The organism is Streptomyces sp. NK15101 (genome assembly GCF_020400725.1).
Taxonomy (GTDB): domain Bacteria; phylum Actinomycetota; class Actinomycetes; order Streptomycetales; family Streptomycetaceae; genus Streptomyces.
The window spans coordinates 104,868-120,712 of the sequence record NZ_JAINVG010000005.1 but is presented as its reverse complement, the minus strand read 5'-3'; the positions used below and the strand labels follow the sequence as shown (position 1 = coordinate 120,712).

18 protein-coding genes and 1 pseudogene are annotated in these 15,845 nt (G+C 71.9%); 16 read left to right on the top strand and 3 right to left on the bottom strand.

The features are described from left to right. Window positions 1–38: 38 nt before the first annotated feature. From K7G60_RS04230 to K7G60_RS04175, 12 genes and pseudogenes are all read left to right on the top strand, one after another. The gene (locus K7G60_RS04230; RefSeq protein WP_225799412.1) at window positions 39–1,034 is read left to right on the top strand and encodes a hypothetical protein; all 996 of its coding nucleotides are present in this window, start codon (window positions 39–41) and stop codon (window positions 1,032–1,034) included. A gap of 151 nt (window positions 1,035–1,185) precedes the next feature. Further along, the gene (gene cpaB, locus K7G60_RS04225) at window positions 1,186–1,905 is read left to right on the top strand and encodes a Flp pilus assembly protein CpaB (RefSeq protein WP_225799411.1); all 720 of its coding nucleotides are present in this window, start codon (window positions 1,186–1,188) and stop codon (window positions 1,903–1,905) included. 7 nt (window positions 1,906–1,912) lie between these two features. Then, entirely contained in the window at window positions 1,913–3,169 is a 1,257-nt protein-coding gene (locus tag K7G60_RS04220) for a P-loop NTPase (protein WP_225799410.1), read from the top strand. A 3-nt stretch (window positions 3,170–3,172) separates the two neighbouring features. Further along, complete coding sequence (locus tag K7G60_RS04215; protein WP_225799409.1) at window positions 3,173–3,544, top strand: TadE/TadG family type IV pilus assembly protein; 372 nt, start codon at window positions 3,173–3,175, stop codon at window positions 3,542–3,544. Further along, on the top strand, window positions 3,541–3,927 hold the full coding sequence (locus tag K7G60_RS04210; RefSeq protein WP_225799408.1) for a TadE/TadG family type IV pilus assembly protein: 387 nt from the start codon (window positions 3,541–3,543) through the stop codon (window positions 3,925–3,927). The genes K7G60_RS04215 and K7G60_RS04210 overlap by 4 nt, the downstream gene beginning before the upstream one ends. Then, a complete protein-coding gene (locus K7G60_RS04205; protein ID WP_225799407.1) occupies window positions 3,924–5,267 on the top strand; it encodes a CpaF family protein in 1,344 nt (447 codons plus the stop codon). The genes K7G60_RS04210 and K7G60_RS04205 overlap by 4 nt, the downstream gene beginning before the upstream one ends. 228 nt (window positions 5,268–5,495) lie before the next feature. Beyond that, a complete protein-coding gene (locus K7G60_RS04200) occupies window positions 5,496–6,443 on the top strand; it encodes a type II secretion system F family protein (RefSeq protein ID WP_225799406.1) in 948 nt (315 codons plus the stop codon). A gap of 12 nt (window positions 6,444–6,455) precedes the next feature. Further along, on the top strand, window positions 6,456–7,343 hold the full coding sequence (locus tag K7G60_RS04195; RefSeq protein ID WP_225799475.1) for a DUF5936 domain-containing protein: 888 nt from the start codon (window positions 6,456–6,458) through the stop codon (window positions 7,341–7,343). Window positions 7,344–7,548: 205 nt separating this feature from the next. Continuing rightward, on the top strand, window positions 7,549–7,764 hold the full coding sequence (locus tag K7G60_RS04190; RefSeq protein ID WP_225799405.1) for a Flp family type IVb pilin: 216 nt from the start codon (window positions 7,549–7,551) through the stop codon (window positions 7,762–7,764). A 41-nt stretch (window positions 7,765–7,805) separates the two neighbouring features. Beyond that, window positions 7,806–8,411: pseudogene (locus K7G60_RS04185) on the top strand (pilus assembly protein TadG-related protein); the annotation flags it as partial. A 28-nt stretch (window positions 8,412–8,439) separates the two neighbouring features. Further along, on the top strand, window positions 8,440–9,024 hold the full coding sequence (locus tag K7G60_RS04180; RefSeq protein ID WP_225799404.1) for a hypothetical protein: 585 nt from the start codon (window positions 8,440–8,442) through the stop codon (window positions 9,022–9,024). A 9-nt stretch (window positions 9,025–9,033) separates the two neighbouring features. Next, window positions 9,034–9,654 carry an OmpA family protein gene (locus K7G60_RS04175; RefSeq protein ID WP_225799403.1) on the top strand — a complete coding sequence of 207 codons (621 nt, stop codon included), beginning with the start codon at window positions 9,034–9,036 and terminating at the stop codon, window positions 9,652–9,654. Here K7G60_RS04175 and K7G60_RS04170 read toward each other — a convergent pair. Further along, entirely contained in the window at window positions 9,651–10,559 is a 909-nt protein-coding gene (locus K7G60_RS04170; protein WP_225799402.1) for a hypothetical protein, read from the bottom strand. The genes K7G60_RS04175 and K7G60_RS04170 overlap by 4 nt on opposite strands. A gap of 122 nt (window positions 10,560–10,681) precedes the next feature. Between K7G60_RS04170 and K7G60_RS04165 the strand changes: the two genes are divergently transcribed. Then, the gene (locus tag K7G60_RS04165) at window positions 10,682–11,092 is read left to right on the top strand and encodes a hypothetical protein (protein ID WP_225799401.1); all 411 of its coding nucleotides are present in this window, start codon (window positions 10,682–10,684) and stop codon (window positions 11,090–11,092) included. Between the two features lie 30 nt (window positions 11,093–11,122). Further along, window positions 11,123–12,226, top strand: a complete 1,104-nt coding sequence (locus K7G60_RS04160; protein ID WP_225799400.1) for a glycosyltransferase family 39 protein — start codon at window positions 11,123–11,125, stop codon at window positions 12,224–12,226. Here K7G60_RS04160 and K7G60_RS04155 read toward each other — a convergent pair. Continuing rightward, window positions 12,198–12,578, bottom strand: coding sequence for a DUF192 domain-containing protein (locus K7G60_RS04155; protein WP_225799399.1), 381 nt, complete (start codon window positions 12,576–12,578; stop codon window positions 12,198–12,200). The genes K7G60_RS04160 and K7G60_RS04155 overlap by 29 nt on opposite strands. Window positions 12,579–12,618: 40 nt before the next feature. On the opposite strand from K7G60_RS04155, the gene K7G60_RS04150 reads away from it, so the two are divergent. Continuing rightward, window positions 12,619–13,356, top strand: a complete 738-nt coding sequence (locus K7G60_RS04150) for an A24 family peptidase (RefSeq protein ID WP_225799398.1) — start codon at window positions 12,619–12,621, stop codon at window positions 13,354–13,356. 407 nt (window positions 13,357–13,763) lie between these two features. Here K7G60_RS04150 and mgrA read toward each other — a convergent pair whose 3' ends face one another. Further along, window positions 13,764–14,801, bottom strand: coding sequence for an L-glyceraldehyde 3-phosphate reductase (mgrA, locus tag K7G60_RS04145; protein WP_225799397.1), 1,038 nt, complete (start codon window positions 14,799–14,801; stop codon window positions 13,764–13,766). 110 nt (window positions 14,802–14,911) lie between these two features. Here mgrA and K7G60_RS04140 point away from each other — a divergent pair, with 110 nt between their 5' ends. Next, a complete protein-coding gene (locus K7G60_RS04140; RefSeq protein ID WP_225799396.1) occupies window positions 14,912–15,673 on the top strand; it encodes an isoprenyl transferase in 762 nt (253 codons plus the stop codon). Window positions 15,674–15,845: the final 172 nt, after the last annotated feature.

Below are 15,845 nucleotides of genomic sequence, written 5' to 3'. Positions count from 1 at the left end.
CCGGGGCACCGGAGGCCGGAGGGGACGGGGGATCCGACGTGCCGACAGCGATCGCCGTCACCAGCACCGACCTGGTGTTGCCGCCGGCCGACCCCAACACCCCGCAGGCCGCCGTGCTCCCGCCCCCCGAGACCCGACCGCTCGACGCCTCCGTCGCCGACATGCAGCAACTCCTCGCGCGGTACGGGCACGTGGTCGTCGTCTGCCCCACCGCCGCGCCCACCGCCGTCGAACACCGCCTGCACGCCGTCCGCGCCCTCCTGGAGAGCGACCGGATCGCGCTGGTCAAGACCGATCTGCCGCCCCTCGGCGCGGCCGTCCTCGTCCGTCAGCTGCGGCAGCTCTCCGGCTGCGACTTCAGCCCCGGAGTCCTCGCCTCCGCCGCCCGGCTGCTCGCCCACTACATCTACGCCGGCGCCGTCCTCGGCTCCGTCTCCCGGCTCGACCGCGTCCCCGTGAGCCTCGGCTCCCACCTCAAGGGCTGGCTCCCCGGCGCCCACTTCGCCGTCCTCGCCGGACCGACCCCGCAGATCGTCCGGCTCGGCTCGCGCTCCGGTTCCGGTTCCGGAGCCGGCGGGGAGGCCCTCGCCGGGCCGGAGTTCGCCACCGAACTCCTCCTCGCCCGCGGCCAGCTCCAGACCGACTGGCCCACCACCACCCTCGTACCCCGATGGCGGATCCCGGGACCCGTGCACGAGGCGCCGCTCCCCGCCTCCTCGCCCGGCTGGTGGGGCACCGGCAAGCTCGTCGAGTTCGCCGCGTACCTGCCCGACCTGTCCGTCCTCTACCAACTCGTCTCCTCCGTACGCCGCGAGACCTGCCACTGGTGCGGGATGGAACTCATCGGCGACCGCTGCGGCTTCTGCTCCGCCCCGCTGCCCCCGGCCGGCCCGCCACCACCCGACCCGGGAGGCCGCGCCCCGGGGCCTGGACCACAGCACGGGGGACGGACGCTCGGACCGGGACCGCAGGCCGACGCGCGGACCCGCGCCCTCGGGCCCGGTGCCCGTTCCGCCCGCGCCGCGCTGCCGTGACCGGACCCGCGCACCGCCACCTGCCGCCGGACACCCGCGCCCACCCGCCCGGACCCACGCCCCCGACCGCTCCGACGACCGCTCCGATCACTCCGACGACCGCTCCGACCGCTTCGACCGCTCCGACCGCTTCGACCGAGGAAGTACGGCCATGAACTCCCGCCAGCGCCGCGGCGTGATCCTGCTGCTGCTCTCCGTCCTGTGCGCCCTCGGCGCCTTCGCCGGCGTCCTCGCCGTCATCAGCGACGTGAACTCCAAGGTCGGCCCGGAGACCACGGCGTACCGGCTCACCAGGAACGTGGAGCCCTACAAGCCCCTGAGCGCCAACCAGTTCGAGAAGATCTCCATGCCCAAGCGCTGGCTCTCCGCCACCGCCGTCACCGACCTCCGCCAGATCGAGGGCAAGATCGCCGTCACCGAACTCAAGGCCGGCTCCCTCCTCCAGACCGACATGATCGTCGAGCGCCCCGAGCTCCGGCCGGGAGAGCAGGAGATCGCGATCATGGTCGACGCCGCCGCCGGCGTCGCGGGCAAGATCACCGCCGGTTCCACCGTCAACATCTACGCGACCTTCGCCGGCGAGAAGAAGGGCGACCCCGACCAGTCCCGGCTGATCGTCACCGGCGCCCGCGTCCTCGACGTCGGCACCCTCACCCCCGTCTCGCAGCGCAACGACCGGACGGACCGGGCCACCTCCGCCGTCCCCATCACCTTCGCGCTCTCCACCCTCGACACCCAGCGCGTCGCGTACGCCGAGTCCTTCGCCGAGCACGTACGCCTCGCCCTCGTCGCCCCGTCCACGGACGGCTCCCCGGGCGGCTCTCCGGCCGACAAGGGCGACCGCACCTACACGCTCGACAAGGACAAGTGAGGCCGGTATGACCACCAGGATCCTGCCGGCCGTCGGCGACCCCGACGCGGCCCGGTCCGTCAGCACGCTGCTCAGCCAGCTCCCCGACACCGAACCCGCCCAGCCGGTCACCGACTCCACCCAGCTCGTCGACACCCTCGCGCGCCTCGCCGCCGCCTCCCTCGACGAACTCCCCGAGGTCGTCCTCGTCCACGAGCGGATCGGCCCCGTCCCCGCGCTCGAACTCGTCCGCGAGGTCGCCCTCCGCTTCCCCGCCGTCGGCGTCGTCCTCATCACCGCCGACGCCAGCCCCGTCCTCTTCTCCGCCGCCATGGACTCCGGCGCCCGAGGCCTCGTCACCCTCCCCCTCGGCTACGAGGAACTCGCCAGCCGCGTCCAGGCCGCCGCCCAGTGGTCCCTCGGCGTCCGCCGCCACCTCGGCGCCGGCGCCGAGCCGATCGCCGGCCCCGGCGGCACCGTCGTCACCGTCAGCGGCGCCAAGGGCGGCGTCGGCACCACCCTCACCGCCGTCCACCTCGCCCTCGCCGCCCGCGCCGCCGGGCGCAGCGTCGCCCTCGTCGACATGGACCTCCAGAGCGGAGACATCGCCTCCTACCTCGACGTCCAGTTCCGGCGCTCCGTCGCCGACCTCGCGGCCATCGCCGACATCTCGCCCCGCGTCCTCCAGGACGCCGTCTACGTCCACGAGACCGGCCTCTCCCTGCTCCTCGCCCCCGGGGAGGGCGAGCGCGGCGAGGAGGTCACCGACCGCGCCGCCCGCCAGGTCGTCAGCGCCCTGCGCGGCCGCCACGAGGTCGTCGTCCTCGACTGCGGCTCCCGGCTCGACAGCGCCAACGCCGCCGCGATCGAGATGGCCGACACCGCGCTCCTCGTCACCACCCCGGACGTGGTCGCGGTCCGGGCCGCCAAGCGGACCGTACGGATGTGGGAACGGCTCCAGGTCCGCAAAGCCGAGGAGACCCTCACCCTCGTCAACCGCCACCACCGCTCCACCGAGATCCAGCCGCCCCTCGTCCAGAAGATCACCGGCACCCGGATCGCGGGCGTCGCCGTCCCGGCCAACTTCAAGGAACTCTCCGCCGTCGTCGACGCCGGCCGCCTCCACGAGCTCGACGCCAAGTCGACCGTCAAGCAGGCGCTGTGGACCCTCGCGGGCGAGCTGGGCCTGGTCGGCGCGCCGGCGGCCGACGCCCCCGGCAAGCAGCTCGCCCGCGCGGGCGACCGCGGCTCGCTGGGCCTCCGGCGCCGCACCGGAGGACGCTGAACGATGCGGACGTACCGGGACGACGACAGGGGGCAGGTGGCGGTGGAGTTCCTCGGAATGGTGCCGCTGATCCTGCTCACGCTCGCCCTGCTGTGGCAGGTCGTCCTGGTGGGTTACACGTACACGCTGGCGGGGAACGCGGCGGACGAGGCGGCACGGGCGTGTGCGGTGGGCGACGACCACCACGAGGCCGCGCTACGGCACCTGGACGGGGCGTGGAGGGCCGGTGCCCAGGTGAGCGGCTGCCCATCGGGCGGCGGGGTGGCGACTGTGGTGGTCAGCGTCCAGGTCCCTGCCCTGGTCCCGGGCGTGGGAGGCCTCTTCCGGGTCGAGGGCAAGGCGGGTGCCGTGGACGAGAGGAGTTCCACGCCATGAGGAGCGGTCTGCGAAAGGAACGCCGCGACCGGGGCCAGGCCGCCATCGAATACCTGGGCTTCCTCCCCCTCCTGCTCATCGTCGGCATGGCGGGTCTCCAGCTCGGCGTCGCCGCGTACGCGGCACAGCAGGCGGGCACGGCGGCCCGGGCGGCCGCCCGGGCCATGACCACCGACGACGAGCCCCGGCTCGATGCCCAGACGGCGGCCACCGAGGCGACGAGCAGCTGGGTCAAGCCGGAGGCCGTCCCCCTCGTGGGCGACGGCGAGGTCACCGTGACCGTCACCGTCACCGTCCCCTCCGTCGTGCCCTTCTGGGACGACTTCGGAAACGTCGAGAAGACCGCCACCATGCCACTGCCCGACGAGGAGGACCTGCCATGAGCCTGCGCGCCCGGATCAGCGCCCCCGAGGAGAAGGCCACGGGCGGGGGCCGGGAGGACGGCCATCTCGTCGCCGCCTTCCGGGCCAAGCTCCTGGAGGAGATCGACCTCACCGAGATGTCCGCGCTCGCGGCGGCCGAGCGGCGGGCCCGCCTGGAGCGCGTCCTCGGCCACATCATCAGCCGCGAGGGCCCGGTCCTCTCCACCGCCGAGCGGGCGCAGCTGATCCGCCGGGTCGTCGACGAGGCCCTCGGGCTCGGCGTGCTCGAACCGCTCCTCGAAGACGCCTCCATCACGGAGATCATGGTCAACGGCCCCGACCAGATCTTCATCGAGCGTGGCGGCCGCGTCGAACTCCTGCCGCTCCGCTTCGCCTCCCACGAACAGCTCATGCAGACCATCGAGCGGATCGTCTCCACCGTCAACCGGCGCGTCGACGAGTCGAACCCCATGGTCGACGCCCGGCTCCCCTCCGGCGAGCGCGTCAACGTGATCATCCCGCCGCTCTCCCTGACCGGGGCCACGCTCACGATCCGCCGCTTCCCCCGGGCGTACACCCTCCACGAGATGATCGGCCTCGGCTCCCTCGACGAGCAGATGCTGCTCCTGCTCTCGGGGCTCGTGCAGGCCAAGTTCAACCTGATCGTCTCCGGAGCCACCGGCACCGGCAAGACGACCCTCCTCAACGCGCTCTCCGGCCTCGTCCCGGACGGCGAGCGGATCATCACCATCGAGGACTCGGCCGAACTCCAGCTCCAGCAGTCCCACGTCATCCGCCTGGAGGCCCGCCCGCCGAACATCGAGGGCCGCGGGGCCATCTCCATCCGGGACCTCGTCCGCAACTCCCTGCGCATGCGCCCCGACCGCATCATCGTCGGAGAGGTCCGCGGCGGGGAGACCCTCGACATGCTCCAGGCGATGTCCACCGGCCACGACGGCTCGCTCGCCACCGTCCACGCCAACTCGGCCGAGGACGCCCTGATGCGGCTCCAGACCCTCGCGTCGATGTCCGAGGTCAAGGTGCCGTTCGAGGCGCTCCGCGACCAGATCAACAGCGCGGTCGACGTGATCGTCCAGCTCACCCGGCACCCGGACGGCACGCGCCGCATCACCGAGATCTCCGTCCTCGCCTCGCACGGCCGGGAACGCTTCCTGCTGGCCACGATCTGCCGCTTCCAGGCGCAGCCGGTCGCGGCCGACGGACGGGTGCACGGGAGGTTCACGTACCACCCGCTGCCCCGGCGCGTCGCCGAACGGCTCTACCTGGCGGGTCAGCCGATCCCGCAGGCGTTCGGAGTGGCGGCGACGGACGCCCACCTGGCCACCCGAGAGGCGGAGTGATGACCCGAGCCCACATGCCCACCGGAGGCGCAGTGACGATGACGACCGATCCGACCCGGCTGCCGGGGGAGCGGTGGACGGGGACGGACCCGACGTGGCGACCGGCGGACCGGTGGACGACGGACCCGACGTGGCGACCGGGGGAAGAGTGATGACGACGGACCCGACCTGGCGGCCGGCGGACCGGTGGACGACGGCGGATCCGACCTGGCGACGCGAGGCACGGCCATGACGACCGACCCCTTCTGGCTGACCGTGGGCGTGGCGCTGCTCGCCTGCGTCCTGGGCGTCGTCGGCGTCCAGTTGTACGCGAGCGGGGCCCGCCGGCACGCCGCTCTCGTCGCCCGGCTCGACGAGAGCGGCGAACCGGAGGCCGTGACCGGCCGCCGCAGGCGCCGCTTCCGGGGCGTCGACCGGCGCGTACGGAAGACCGCCCTCGGCCGGAAACTGGAACTGCGGATCGCGGCGACCGGCCTCGACATCACGCCCGGCGAGTTCACGGTGGCCCTCGCGGCGACCGTGGCGGCCCTCTGGTTCGTGGGACAGGCGGCGCTGTCCCCGTTCTTCGGCCCGATCTGCGGGCTCCTCGGCATCTGGGTCGCGGTGGGCTACCTCAACTGGCAACGCCAGAAGAGCATCGAGCGGTTCATCAACCAACTCCCCGAACTATCCCGCATCCTGGCGAACGCCACACAGGCCGGACTCGCCCTCCGGATGGCCCTGAGCCTGGCCGCCGACGAACTGGAGGCGCCGGCGGGGGACGAACTGGAGAAGGTGGCGCAGCAGTTGTCCGTCGGCACGTCCCTCGACGACGCGCTGGGGGAGCTCGCCGAGCGTCTCCCCTCCCGCGAACTCGTCGTCCTCGTCACCACCCTCGTCCTCGCCAACCGGGCCGGCGGCACCGTCGTCTCCTCCCTGCGGAACCTCACCGAGACCCTGGAGGAGCGCAAGGAGACCCGGCGCGAGGTCCGCACCCAGCTCTCCCAGGTGAGCATGACCGCGTACTCGGTCCCGGTCATCGGCGTCGGCTCCCTCCTGCTGATCGACAACATGCAGCCGGGCGCCCTCGACCGGATGACCGGCTCGGGCATCGGACAGTTCGCCGTGATCGCCGCGTTCGCCCTGTACGTGGTCGGCTTCGCCGTCATCCGCCGCTTCTCGAAGATCGACGTGTAAGGGGCCCGCGTGATGGACCTCCTCCTCGCCCTCCTCGCGGGCCTCGCCGTCGCCGGCTTCGCGTACGGCCTGCGCCTCTACCGGGCCGACGCGAAGCTTCCCGACGACCTCAGGCTCGCCCTGGAGGTCGGCGCCACCCGCACGGGGGCCGTCGACTCCGCCGTCGACCGCCTGGGCATGCGCTGGTCGCCGGCGGTGCTCCGGCTGATGGGTCCGAAGCGGGTCAACGCCGTCCGCCGCCGCATCGACCTGGCGGGCAACCCGGGCGGCCTGACCATCGACCGGTACGGGGCGAGGCGGGCGGTCTACGGCTTCCTGGGCGGCCTCGGCGGCCTGGTGATGCTGAGCAAGGGCTCGTACGTGACGGCCCTGCTGCTGCTCGCGTTCGGCGCGTTCTGGACGGAGGTCGGGATCTGGTCGGCGGTCCGGATCCGCAAGGACCAGATCGAACGCACGCTGCCGGACTTCCTGGACGTCCTGGCCGTGGTGGTCTCGGCGGGGCTCGGCTTCCGTCAGGCGCTGGAACGGGTCGCGGAGAAGTACGAGGGGCCGTGGGCCGACGAACTCCGCATCACGCTCCGCCAGATGGACATGGGCGTCAGCCGCCGCCAGGCCTTCGACGAACTGCGGCGCCGCAACGACTCCGAGCAGGTGGCCCAGTTCGTCACGGCGCTGCAGCAGGGCGAGGAGCTGGGCGCGCCGATCGTCGACACCCTGATCCAGATCGCCAACGACATGCGGCGCACTGACGCGCAGAACGCCCGCCGCAAGGCGGCGAAGGCGGTCCCGAAGGCGACGATGGTGATCACGACCCTGATGGTCCCGGCGACCATGATCCTGCTCGGGGCGGGCCTGTTCCTGGGCACGGGGACGGACTTCGGGTCGGTGACCGGCGAATGAACGCGCTGACATATTCGAGGCAAACGACTTCGCGGGCGCAACCCGATGTGCCAGAGTGCGGACTGAGTGTGAGGGAGGGGGAGTGATGGACCGGATCGCCGGGACCTGCTTCATCAGTCCCACCCGATGAACGGGCCCTGTCCGCCGACCCGCCCGTCGGCGTACGGTGCCCAAGCGCAGGCGTTCGAAGGCGGAGGGGACCACGATGAACGACGCGATGCTGAAGGCCCTGACCAAGGGCCGTGTCTGGCTGTCCGACCGGACCACCCGCCGATCGGAGGACCGGGGCCAGACGGCGGTGGAATATCTGGGGATCATTGTGGTGGTGGTGGCGATCGTGGTGGCGATCACCGGTACGGACATCGGTACGTCAATCATGAACGCGATTCGCCAGAAGATCTCCGAGCTTACCGGCGGCTAGTAAGGCGCGCCGGGCTTTGCCGCGATGAGGGGCAGGCGTTTCCCGTCTATATTGCGGTCATCGCAGGTCTTTTGTTTCTGGGATTCGCCTACTTCCTGGTGGGGCAGGCGGCCTTGACGAGAAACAGTGCCCAGACTGCAGCGGACGCAGCAGCCCTAGCGGCGGCTCAGGATGCCCGCGAGCAGCTGCGGACTGGTTGGGGTGAAGTGATCCTCGCTCCTGGGCAGTGGGGCGAGTTTCTTCGGGGTGTTGCGTATTTCGATTCGCCAGCCTGTCAACAAGCAGGTGAGTTCGCGGCTCGAAACGGGGCGGTACTCGCGGGCAGCGGATGTGTGCCACTCGCTACAGGTGAGCATGGCTTCAAGGTAACCGTAACCACAACAGGGCAAGAGTCGCATCACGCAACAGCGTCAGCTGAAGCAGTAATTGAGCCGCGCTGTATCTTCGACGCGCCGGAATCCACTCCGGATCCGCCCGAATCCACTCCGGGTCCGACGCCTACGAGCCCCGATGAGGGTGACGAAGAGCCCGATGACCAGGAGCCCATAGTCGGCCTCGTCTGCGATGGCGAACCGTGGGTGATCGAACCTGACAGGCCGACCCTCCCCGACGCCGCTGATCTCTTCAGAGTCCGACTGTCGGACTGACACGCGACGAGCAAAGGAAGCACGCTTCATGAACGCGCGCTACGCAAGGACGATCCGCAGAGGGGTGGTCGCCGCCGCGATCACGTCCGTGGCACTCTTCGTGTCCGGGTGTGGTGCCGAGGAGAAGCCCAATGAGAACAAGGCCGCCTCAACCAGTGCCGCACCCCAGCGGGAAGCATCAGCCACCCAGGGGTCGCAAGGGGTCGCAGAGCCCACGGAAACGTTGGCGCTTCTCAAGGGGCAAAAGGGCGTGGAACTCGTCATCAATTCTGCCGAGCGTGACTCGGGCGGCTTCCTCACGATCAAGGGGCAGCTGAAGAATCCATCCGGTTCCTCCGTCCTTCTTCCCGTGGAAATCAGAGGGGATGAGACGGAAGTCATCAAGCATGGCTTGACATTGGGCGGCGCTACGCTCGTCGACTCTGTGGGAAAGAAGCGGTACTACGTCCTGCGTGACACAGATGGGCGACCTCTGACCACCACAGGACTCGACAGCATCGGCCCCGGAAAGTCGACCGACGTTTTCATGCAGTTCCCCGCACCCCCCACCTCCACCACCGAAGTAAGTTTCCAGCTCCCCACCTTCGAACCCGCCACCCTCAAGCTCTCCTGAGGCGACGCCATGACGACGACGAGAAACCGCCGCCTCGCCTCCCTCCTGTTCGTGTGCGTGGCCCTGGGGCCGCTCGCCGGGCCCCCCGCGTACGCCGATGACGGGCCCGGGCCCGCCGGTACCTCCTCGCCTCCGCCCGTCATCGACCCCGAGTCCCCGGGGCTGATGCTTCCCGACGGGGCCACCCTCGCCCCCGCCAAGGTGCTCGACATCAAGCAGATCGTCGAGGAGGAGGGCGGGCAGGAGCGCCGGCAGGACACCAACGTGGACGTGACGTTCGCGCTGCAGGCCGAGGTGCTGTTCCCGAAGAACAGCGCCAGGCTCTCGCCCGCCGCCAACGCCCGTATCGCCGCCATCGCCGCCGAGATCGGCAAGATGGGGTCCGGGCGGGTCCGGGTCTTCGGGTTCACCGACAACCTGGGGACGTACGAGCACGGGCTCAAGCTGTCGAAGGAGCGGGCCGTGGCCGTGCAGCAGGTGCTCGCGCGGGCCCTGGACCCGGGGACCACCTTCGACATCCGCGGGTACAGCGAGGACTACCCGATCGCCGACAACCGCACCGAGGAGGGCCGGAAGAAAAACCGGCGCGTCGAGATCTCCTTCCCCCGGACCACACCCCCCGCTCCCTAGAGGGCCAGCGCCGCCCGGATCGTCGCCGTCATGCGGTCCGGACGGCGGAAGACCTCCCCGGCGGTGAAGCGCAGTACGCGGCGGATCTCCGGGCAGGACTGGAGCGCGTTGAAGCGGGCGACGTCCCGTTCGTGGGCGCGCCGGGTGCCGTGGAAGGCGTGGCCCTCGATCTCCACCGCCAGGCCCGCCTCCCGGAAGAGGAAGTCCGGGCGGAGGGGCTTCCCGATCGCCGTGAGCAGGGTCGGCTGGGATTCGGGGGTCAGGGCCGCGTCCCGCATCCGGAGTCGGGCGACCGTCTCCGCCGGGGAGCCCGACGCCGGTTCGGCCAGCCGGAGCCAGGTCCGGGCGCGGGCCGCTCCCCGCCGGGGCGCCGCGAGTTCGGCGGTGAGGTCCTCGTAGCGGACGAGTGCCTCGCGCCGCACCCCTTCGACCGCCCGCCGGGCGAGCGCCGAGTCCGCGACGACCACCGCCTCCTCGCGGGTGCCGGAGGCCCGTATCAGGTCGCCGACCGTACGGGCCGGGGTCGTCGTCCGCAGCCCCCGTCGGGTCGACCAGTCGCGGGACGTGAGGAACCTCGTGCCGTGGACCCGTATGTCCTCGCCGCGCGCCGACCGGGCCGGCGTCGTGAACTCCAGTGGGCCGCCCGCCGTTCCCAGCCGCTCGATGCGGTGCAGCCGCGCCGCCGTCCCGTGACTGCACACCAGTTCCGGGCGCAGGAGCTGGAGGGCCGTCGCCCTCAACCGCCAGTCCACCTCCCTCCCCGGGGCCGCCCAGGCGCCCCGGCAGATCCGCTGCCAGCCGTCCCTGCGCAGCCGTCCGGCCAGCCGCCCCGGCGGCCAGCCCGCCGCGACCGCCCAGACCGTCAGGAGGACCCCGCCCCTGGCGAGGATCGCCAACTCGTACATACGCCCAACGATCCACGGAAGAGGGACACTTCGCACCCCCTGTGGAAAACCCGGCGAAAGACGTCGCCAGGAAAGCGTAAATACGGCGGGACATCCCTCTTCGGCGGGAGCATTCTGGACAGATGACGGCGACCCCGAGCGCGAACCCCGGTGCGAACCCGAACGCGGCCCCGAGCATGGCCCCCAGCGTGCAGTTGGTCAGTGATCTCGTCACCCGGATCCCCGAGTTCCGGGGCGCGTACGAGACCCATGTCCTCCATCAGGGCGGTGTCCTGCCGCACGTGTTCTTCTGGGACGTGGTCCAGGGCACCGTCCGGTCCTTCCTCGGCGAGGACCCCGGCGCCGCCGACTGGCGTCGGACGCTCGACTTCCTCGAGGAGCAGAGCGCGCGCGGCGTCCTCGGCATCGACGAGGTCATCGTCACGTCCTTCCTCGGCGACCTGCCCTCGCCGCAGGAGCCCGGACACGCCATCGTCGAGCAGCTCGGCCCCGTCATGGCCGCCAAGTTCGTCCGCATAAGGCCCCTCGGGTGACCTGACCGCGGGCCCCGGATAATCGGGCGCATGTTCCGGACCCGGCCCAGCGACCCCGCCGCCCTCGCGGCACTCGGCGGCTACGCCGCCACCCGCCTAGTCGGCCTCGTCGTCCTCGCCGTCGCCGCCGCCGTGACCGGTGAGGACGGGCTGCACCGGCTCAAGGGCCGCTGGGACTCCGTCTGGTACGTCCGCATCGCCGAGCACGGGTACGGGTACCAGGTCACCCTGCCGAACGGCGACGTCCACTCCGACCTCGCCTTCTTCCCGCTCCTCCCGGCCCTGGAGCGCGGCCTCTCCGCCGTGCTCCCCGTCGACGCGGCCACCGCGGGGCTCCTCGTCTCCTGGACGGCGGGGCTCGCCGCCGCCTGGGGCATCGCGAAGTGCGGCGCCCACGTCGCGGGGCCCCGCGCCGGCGTCCTCCTCGCGGTCCTCTGGGGCGTGTGCCCCACCGCGTTCGTCCAGTCCATGGCGTACACGGAGACCCTGTTCACCGCCCTCGCCGCCTGGTCGCTGTACGCCGTGCTGCGCGGGCGCTGGATCCTCGCCGGTGTCCTGTGCGCGGCCGCCGGGCTCACCCGGCCGACGGCCGTCGCGCTGATCGCGGCCCTCGGCGTCACCGCCCTCGTCTCCCTCGTACGGGAACGGCGGCTGCCCGCGCGGACCGTGGCCGGGGTGCTGATCGCCCCGCTGGGCTGGCTGGCGTACGTCGCCCACGTCGGGGTCCGTCAGGGCAGTCCCACCGCCTACTTCGACGTGCAGGCCGCCTGGGGCAACTCCATCGACGGCGGTGTCGCCCTCGCCCTGTTCATCGCGGGCCTGCCGTGGCCCGCCGCCCTCGGCCTGTGTGCGGCGCTCGTCCTGCTCGGCGGGCTGCTGGCGCTCTGCGTGCGGCAGCGGCAGCCGCTGCCGCTGCTCGTCCACACGATCGGCGTCGTGTTCGTCTCCCTCGTCGGCGCCGCCTACTTCGGCTCCCGGCCGCGCCTGATGATGCCCGCCTTCGGGCTGCTGCTCCCGCCCGCCGTGGCCCTCGCGCGCGTGCGGACCCGTACCGCCGTGCCCGTCCTCGCCGGGCTCGCGCTCGCCTCCGGCGCGTACGGGGCGTTCACCCTGCTCGGTTCGGGCCCGCCGTGACCTGTCCGCAGGACACGCGCACGCGTACTCCCGGTTCCAGGCCCCACGCCGCCATCGCGCCCGCCTCCGCCTCCAGGACGTGCCGGCCGCGCGGCCGGATCATGCCGAGCCGCCCCGGCCGCATCGTGACCACGGACCGGACCGTGAAGGAGCCGTCCAGGTAGGCCACGTCGATCGGGAACCGCATGCCGAAGGTGTGCACGCTGTTCGTCCGGACGATGAGCAGCGCCCCCGCGATCCCGTCCCGGCCGAGCAGCCCCCGCCGCCGCGCCCGGTAGGAGGCCGCCACCTCCAGCGGGAGGTCCAGAGCGGCCACCCCCAACGTCCCCGTCCCGTCCACCCATTTCCCCATGCGGCAGACCGTAGCGGCACGGCGCCCTAGGGTCTCGTCCGTGTACGTCACGCTGATCGCCGTCGCCGCCCTGTGGGGGGCCGCCGTCGGGCTGCTCGTGCCCCGGGCCGCGTACCGGCTCTCCGTGGAGCCGGAGGAGCGGTGGCGGGACCGCTGCCCCGCCGGGCACGTCCTGGCCGGTCCCGGGCGCGGCTGGCTCGGGGGTCCCGGGCGGCAGGAGTGCGCGACCACCGCGAGCCCGCTCGTCGCCCCGCTGCTCACCGCCCTGGTCTGTGCCGCGCTCGCCGCCGCCACCGGCGGGCCCCGGCCCGAGCTCGCGGTCTGGCTGCTCGGCGCGCCCTTCGCCGTCCTCCTGGCCTGCGTGGACGCGCGCGTGCACCGGCTCCCGGACGGTCTCACCCTGCCGCTCGCCGTCGCCGTCCCGCTGCTCCTCGGCGGGGCGGAGCTCCTCCCATACGACGCGGGGTCCTGGCCGCGGGCGCTGCTCGGGGGGCTCGCCCTCGGCGGGGCCTATCTGGTGCTGTTCCTGATCAACCCGGGCGGGCTCGGCTTCGGCGACGTGAAGCTGGCGGTCCCGCTGGGCGCGGCCCTCGGCTGGTACGGCTGGGGCGTGCTCTTCGCCGGGGCCTTCGCGGGCTTCCTCCTCGGCGCGGTGTACGGCCTCGGCGCCGTCCTGCTGCGGCGGGCCGACCGTTCCTCGGCGATCCCGTTCGGCCCCTTCATGCTCGGGGGCGGGCTGCTCGGTCTCCTCCTGGGGGCGTTCACCGCCATGCCCTGAGGGCGTCGCCGCGCACGGGCCGTCACCCGTACGCAGGGTCACCGAGTCGTCGCCCGGCGGTACCGGACCGCGTCGCCGCCTCGGCTAAGCGGGGCTGACCTGCCGGAAAGCCCTCCGGGTGCTCCGCCGCGTCAACGCCGTGCCCGTGCCGGCCGGTCCCTCTTGGGAGGGACGGAACCCCGCCGCCACGCCGGGGCGCAAACCCGCCACAGGGCCTCGGAGCCCTTGTGCCGCTTGGGTTCCGGCGAATCCGACGCGGTTCGTTCGGCGTACGTGGCGCGCAAGAGGACTATCGAAGGGTTATGGTGGAAACCCCCCCTCGGGCCGGTCCGTATCCCCCCCACGGACCGGCCCGTTTTTCTTGCCCCGGGGCCCGTCGGGACCGGGGCGGGGTGCCGGCGGGGCCGTCAGCCGCGGCCGGCCCAGATGTTCGTGCCGGCGGTGTCCACCGCGAACGAGTCGATCTCCTCGAGCTCCTCGTCCGTCAGCGGCGCGCCCGCGAGCGCCGCCACGTTCTCCTCCAGCTGGGCGACGCTGGACGCGCCGATCAGCGCCGAGGTCATCCGCTCGTCCCGCAGCACCCACGACAGCGCCAGCTGGGCGAGGGACTGCCCGCGCCGCTCGGCGATGCCGGCGAGGCCGTGCAGGCGCCGCAGCACCTCGTCGGAGAGCAGGTTCGGGTCGAGGGACTTGCCCTGGGTGGCCCGCGAGCCCTCCGGGATGCCCTTCAGGTACTTGTTGGTGAGCAGGCCCTGCGCGAGCGGGACGAAGGAGATGCAGCCCATGCCGGCCGCCTCCAGGGTGTCGAGGAGGCCGTCCTCCTCGGTCCACCGGTTGATCATGGAGTACGAGGGCTGGTGGATGAGCGCCGGGACGCCCATCTCCTTGAGGATCCGCGCGGCCTCGGCGGTCTGCTCGCTGTTGTACGAGGAGACGCCGACGTACAGCGCCTTGCCCTGCTGGACGGCGGAGGCGAGGGCCCCCATCGTCTCCTCCAGCGGGGTGTGCGGGTCGAAGCGGTGCGAGTAGAAGATGTCGACGTAGTCGAGGCCCATCCGGTTCAGGGAGGCGTCGAGCGAGGACAGCAGGTACTTGCGGGAGCCCCACTCGCCGTACGGGCCGGGGTGCATCAGGTACCCGGCCTTGGTCGAGACGATCAGCTCGTCCCGGTAGGGCGCGAAGTCCTGGGCGAAGATCTTGCCGAAGTTCAGCTCGGCGGAGCCGGGGGGCGGCCCGTAGTTGTTGGCCAGGTCGAAGTGGGTGACGCCGAGGTCGAAGGCGCGGCGCAGGATCGCCCGCTGCGAGTCGAGCGTGCGGTCGTCGCCGAAGTTGTGCCAGAGGCCGAGCGAGACGGCGGGGAGCTTCAGTCCGCTGCGCCCGGTGCGCCGGTACTCCATGGAGTCGTAGCGCTCGTCGGCGGCGCGGTACAAGGGGGAATCAGTCACGTATCTCTGCTTATCACGGACTTGTGACAGTCCCGGGCTGGGAGCCCGTCGCCCGTCCGCAGTAGTGTGGCGGCTTCGGGGGCCGACACTGCATGGAGGGGTAAAGAACAGTGAACCTGCGCGACCTGGTGTACGGGCTCTACGCACGCCGGGTGGAAGGCCGCCTCGACCACACCCAGGTGCCCAAGCACATCGGCGTCATCCTCGACGGGAACCGTCGCTGGGCCAAGGCGTCCGGCGGGACCCCCGAGCAGGGACACAAGGCCGGCGCGGACAAGATCCAGGAGCTGCTCGGCTGGTGTGCCGAGACGGACGTCGAGGTCGTCACGCTCTGGATGCTCTCCACGGACAACCTGAACCGCCCCGAGGAACAGCTCGTCCCGCTGCTCGGCATCATCGAGAACGCCGTGCGCGCGCTGGCCGCCGACGGCCGCTGGCGGGTCCACCACGTCGGCACGATGGACCTGCTGCCCGCCCGCACCCAGACGGTGCTGAAGGAGGCCGAGGAGGCCACCCACGACAACACGGGGATACTCGTGAACGTCGCGGTGGGCTACGGCGGGCGCCAGGAGATCGCGGACGCGGTCCGCTCGCTGCTCCTGGAGCACGCGGAGCGGGGGACGAGCTTCGAGGAGCTCGCCGAGATCGTCGACGTCGAGCACATCTCGGAGCACCTGTACACGCGCGGTCAGCCCGATCCGGACCTGGTGATCCGGACCAGCGGCGAGCAGCGGCTGTCCGGTTTCATGCTGTGGCAGAGCGCCCACTCCGAGTACTACTTCTGCGAGGTCCACTGGCCGGCCTTCCGGAAGGTCGACTTCCTGCGCGCGCTGCGGGACTACGCGGCCCGGCACCGGCGCTACGGCACCTGAGCCCCTGCCGATCACCCCCGGTCGGAACCGATCACCTGGTGTTCATGAATACGTCGTCATATGCCATGGCATGGCAGTGGTCGTTCGAGGGCATATCCCTGGTGAAGTGAGCGGCACGGAGACCGCCACCCGGGAGGCCCCTTGCACCAGGACGACCGTGCGGGACAAGCAC

Excerpts from the sequence above, each read along its gene's own strand:
- K7G60_RS04165 (WP_225799401.1), top strand. The coding sequence starts at position 10,682 with ATGACGGCGACCCCGAGCGCGAACCCCGGTGCGAACCCGAACGCGGCC.
- cpaB (WP_225799411.1), top strand. The coding sequence starts at position 1,186 with ATGAACTCCCGCCAGCGCCGCGGCGTGATCCTGCTGCTGCTCTCCGTC.
- K7G60_RS04215 (WP_225799409.1), top strand. The coding sequence starts at position 3,173 with ATGCGGACGTACCGGGACGACGACAGGGGGCAGGTGGCGGTGGAGTTC.
- K7G60_RS04160 (WP_225799400.1), top strand. The coding sequence starts at position 11,123 with ATGTTCCGGACCCGGCCCAGCGACCCCGCCGCCCTCGCGGCACTCGGC.
- K7G60_RS04190 (WP_225799405.1), top strand. The coding sequence starts at position 7,549 with ATGAACGACGCGATGCTGAAGGCCCTGACCAAGGGCCGTGTCTGGCTG.
- K7G60_RS04195 (WP_225799475.1), top strand. The coding sequence starts at position 6,456 with ATGGACCTCCTCCTCGCCCTCCTCGCGGGCCTCGCCGTCGCCGGCTTC.
- K7G60_RS04180 (WP_225799404.1), top strand. The coding sequence starts at position 8,440 with ATGAACGCGCGCTACGCAAGGACGATCCGCAGAGGGGTGGTCGCCGCC.
- K7G60_RS04155 (WP_225799399.1), bottom strand. The coding sequence starts at position 12,578 with ATGGGGAAATGGGTGGACGGGACGGGGACGTTGGGGGTGGCCGCTCTG.
- K7G60_RS04210 (WP_225799408.1), top strand. The coding sequence starts at position 3,541 with ATGAGGAGCGGTCTGCGAAAGGAACGCCGCGACCGGGGCCAGGCCGCC.
- K7G60_RS04200 (WP_225799406.1), top strand. The coding sequence starts at position 5,496 with ATGACGACCGACCCCTTCTGGCTGACCGTGGGCGTGGCGCTGCTCGCC.
- K7G60_RS04205 (WP_225799407.1), top strand. The coding sequence starts at position 3,924 with ATGAGCCTGCGCGCCCGGATCAGCGCCCCCGAGGAGAAGGCCACGGGC.
- K7G60_RS04220 (WP_225799410.1), top strand. The coding sequence starts at position 1,913 with ATGACCACCAGGATCCTGCCGGCCGTCGGCGACCCCGACGCGGCCCGG.
- K7G60_RS04175 (WP_225799403.1), top strand. The coding sequence starts at position 9,034 with ATGACGACGACGAGAAACCGCCGCCTCGCCTCCCTCCTGTTCGTGTGC.
- K7G60_RS04170 (WP_225799402.1), bottom strand. The coding sequence starts at position 10,559 with ATGTACGAGTTGGCGATCCTCGCCAGGGGCGGGGTCCTCCTGACGGTC.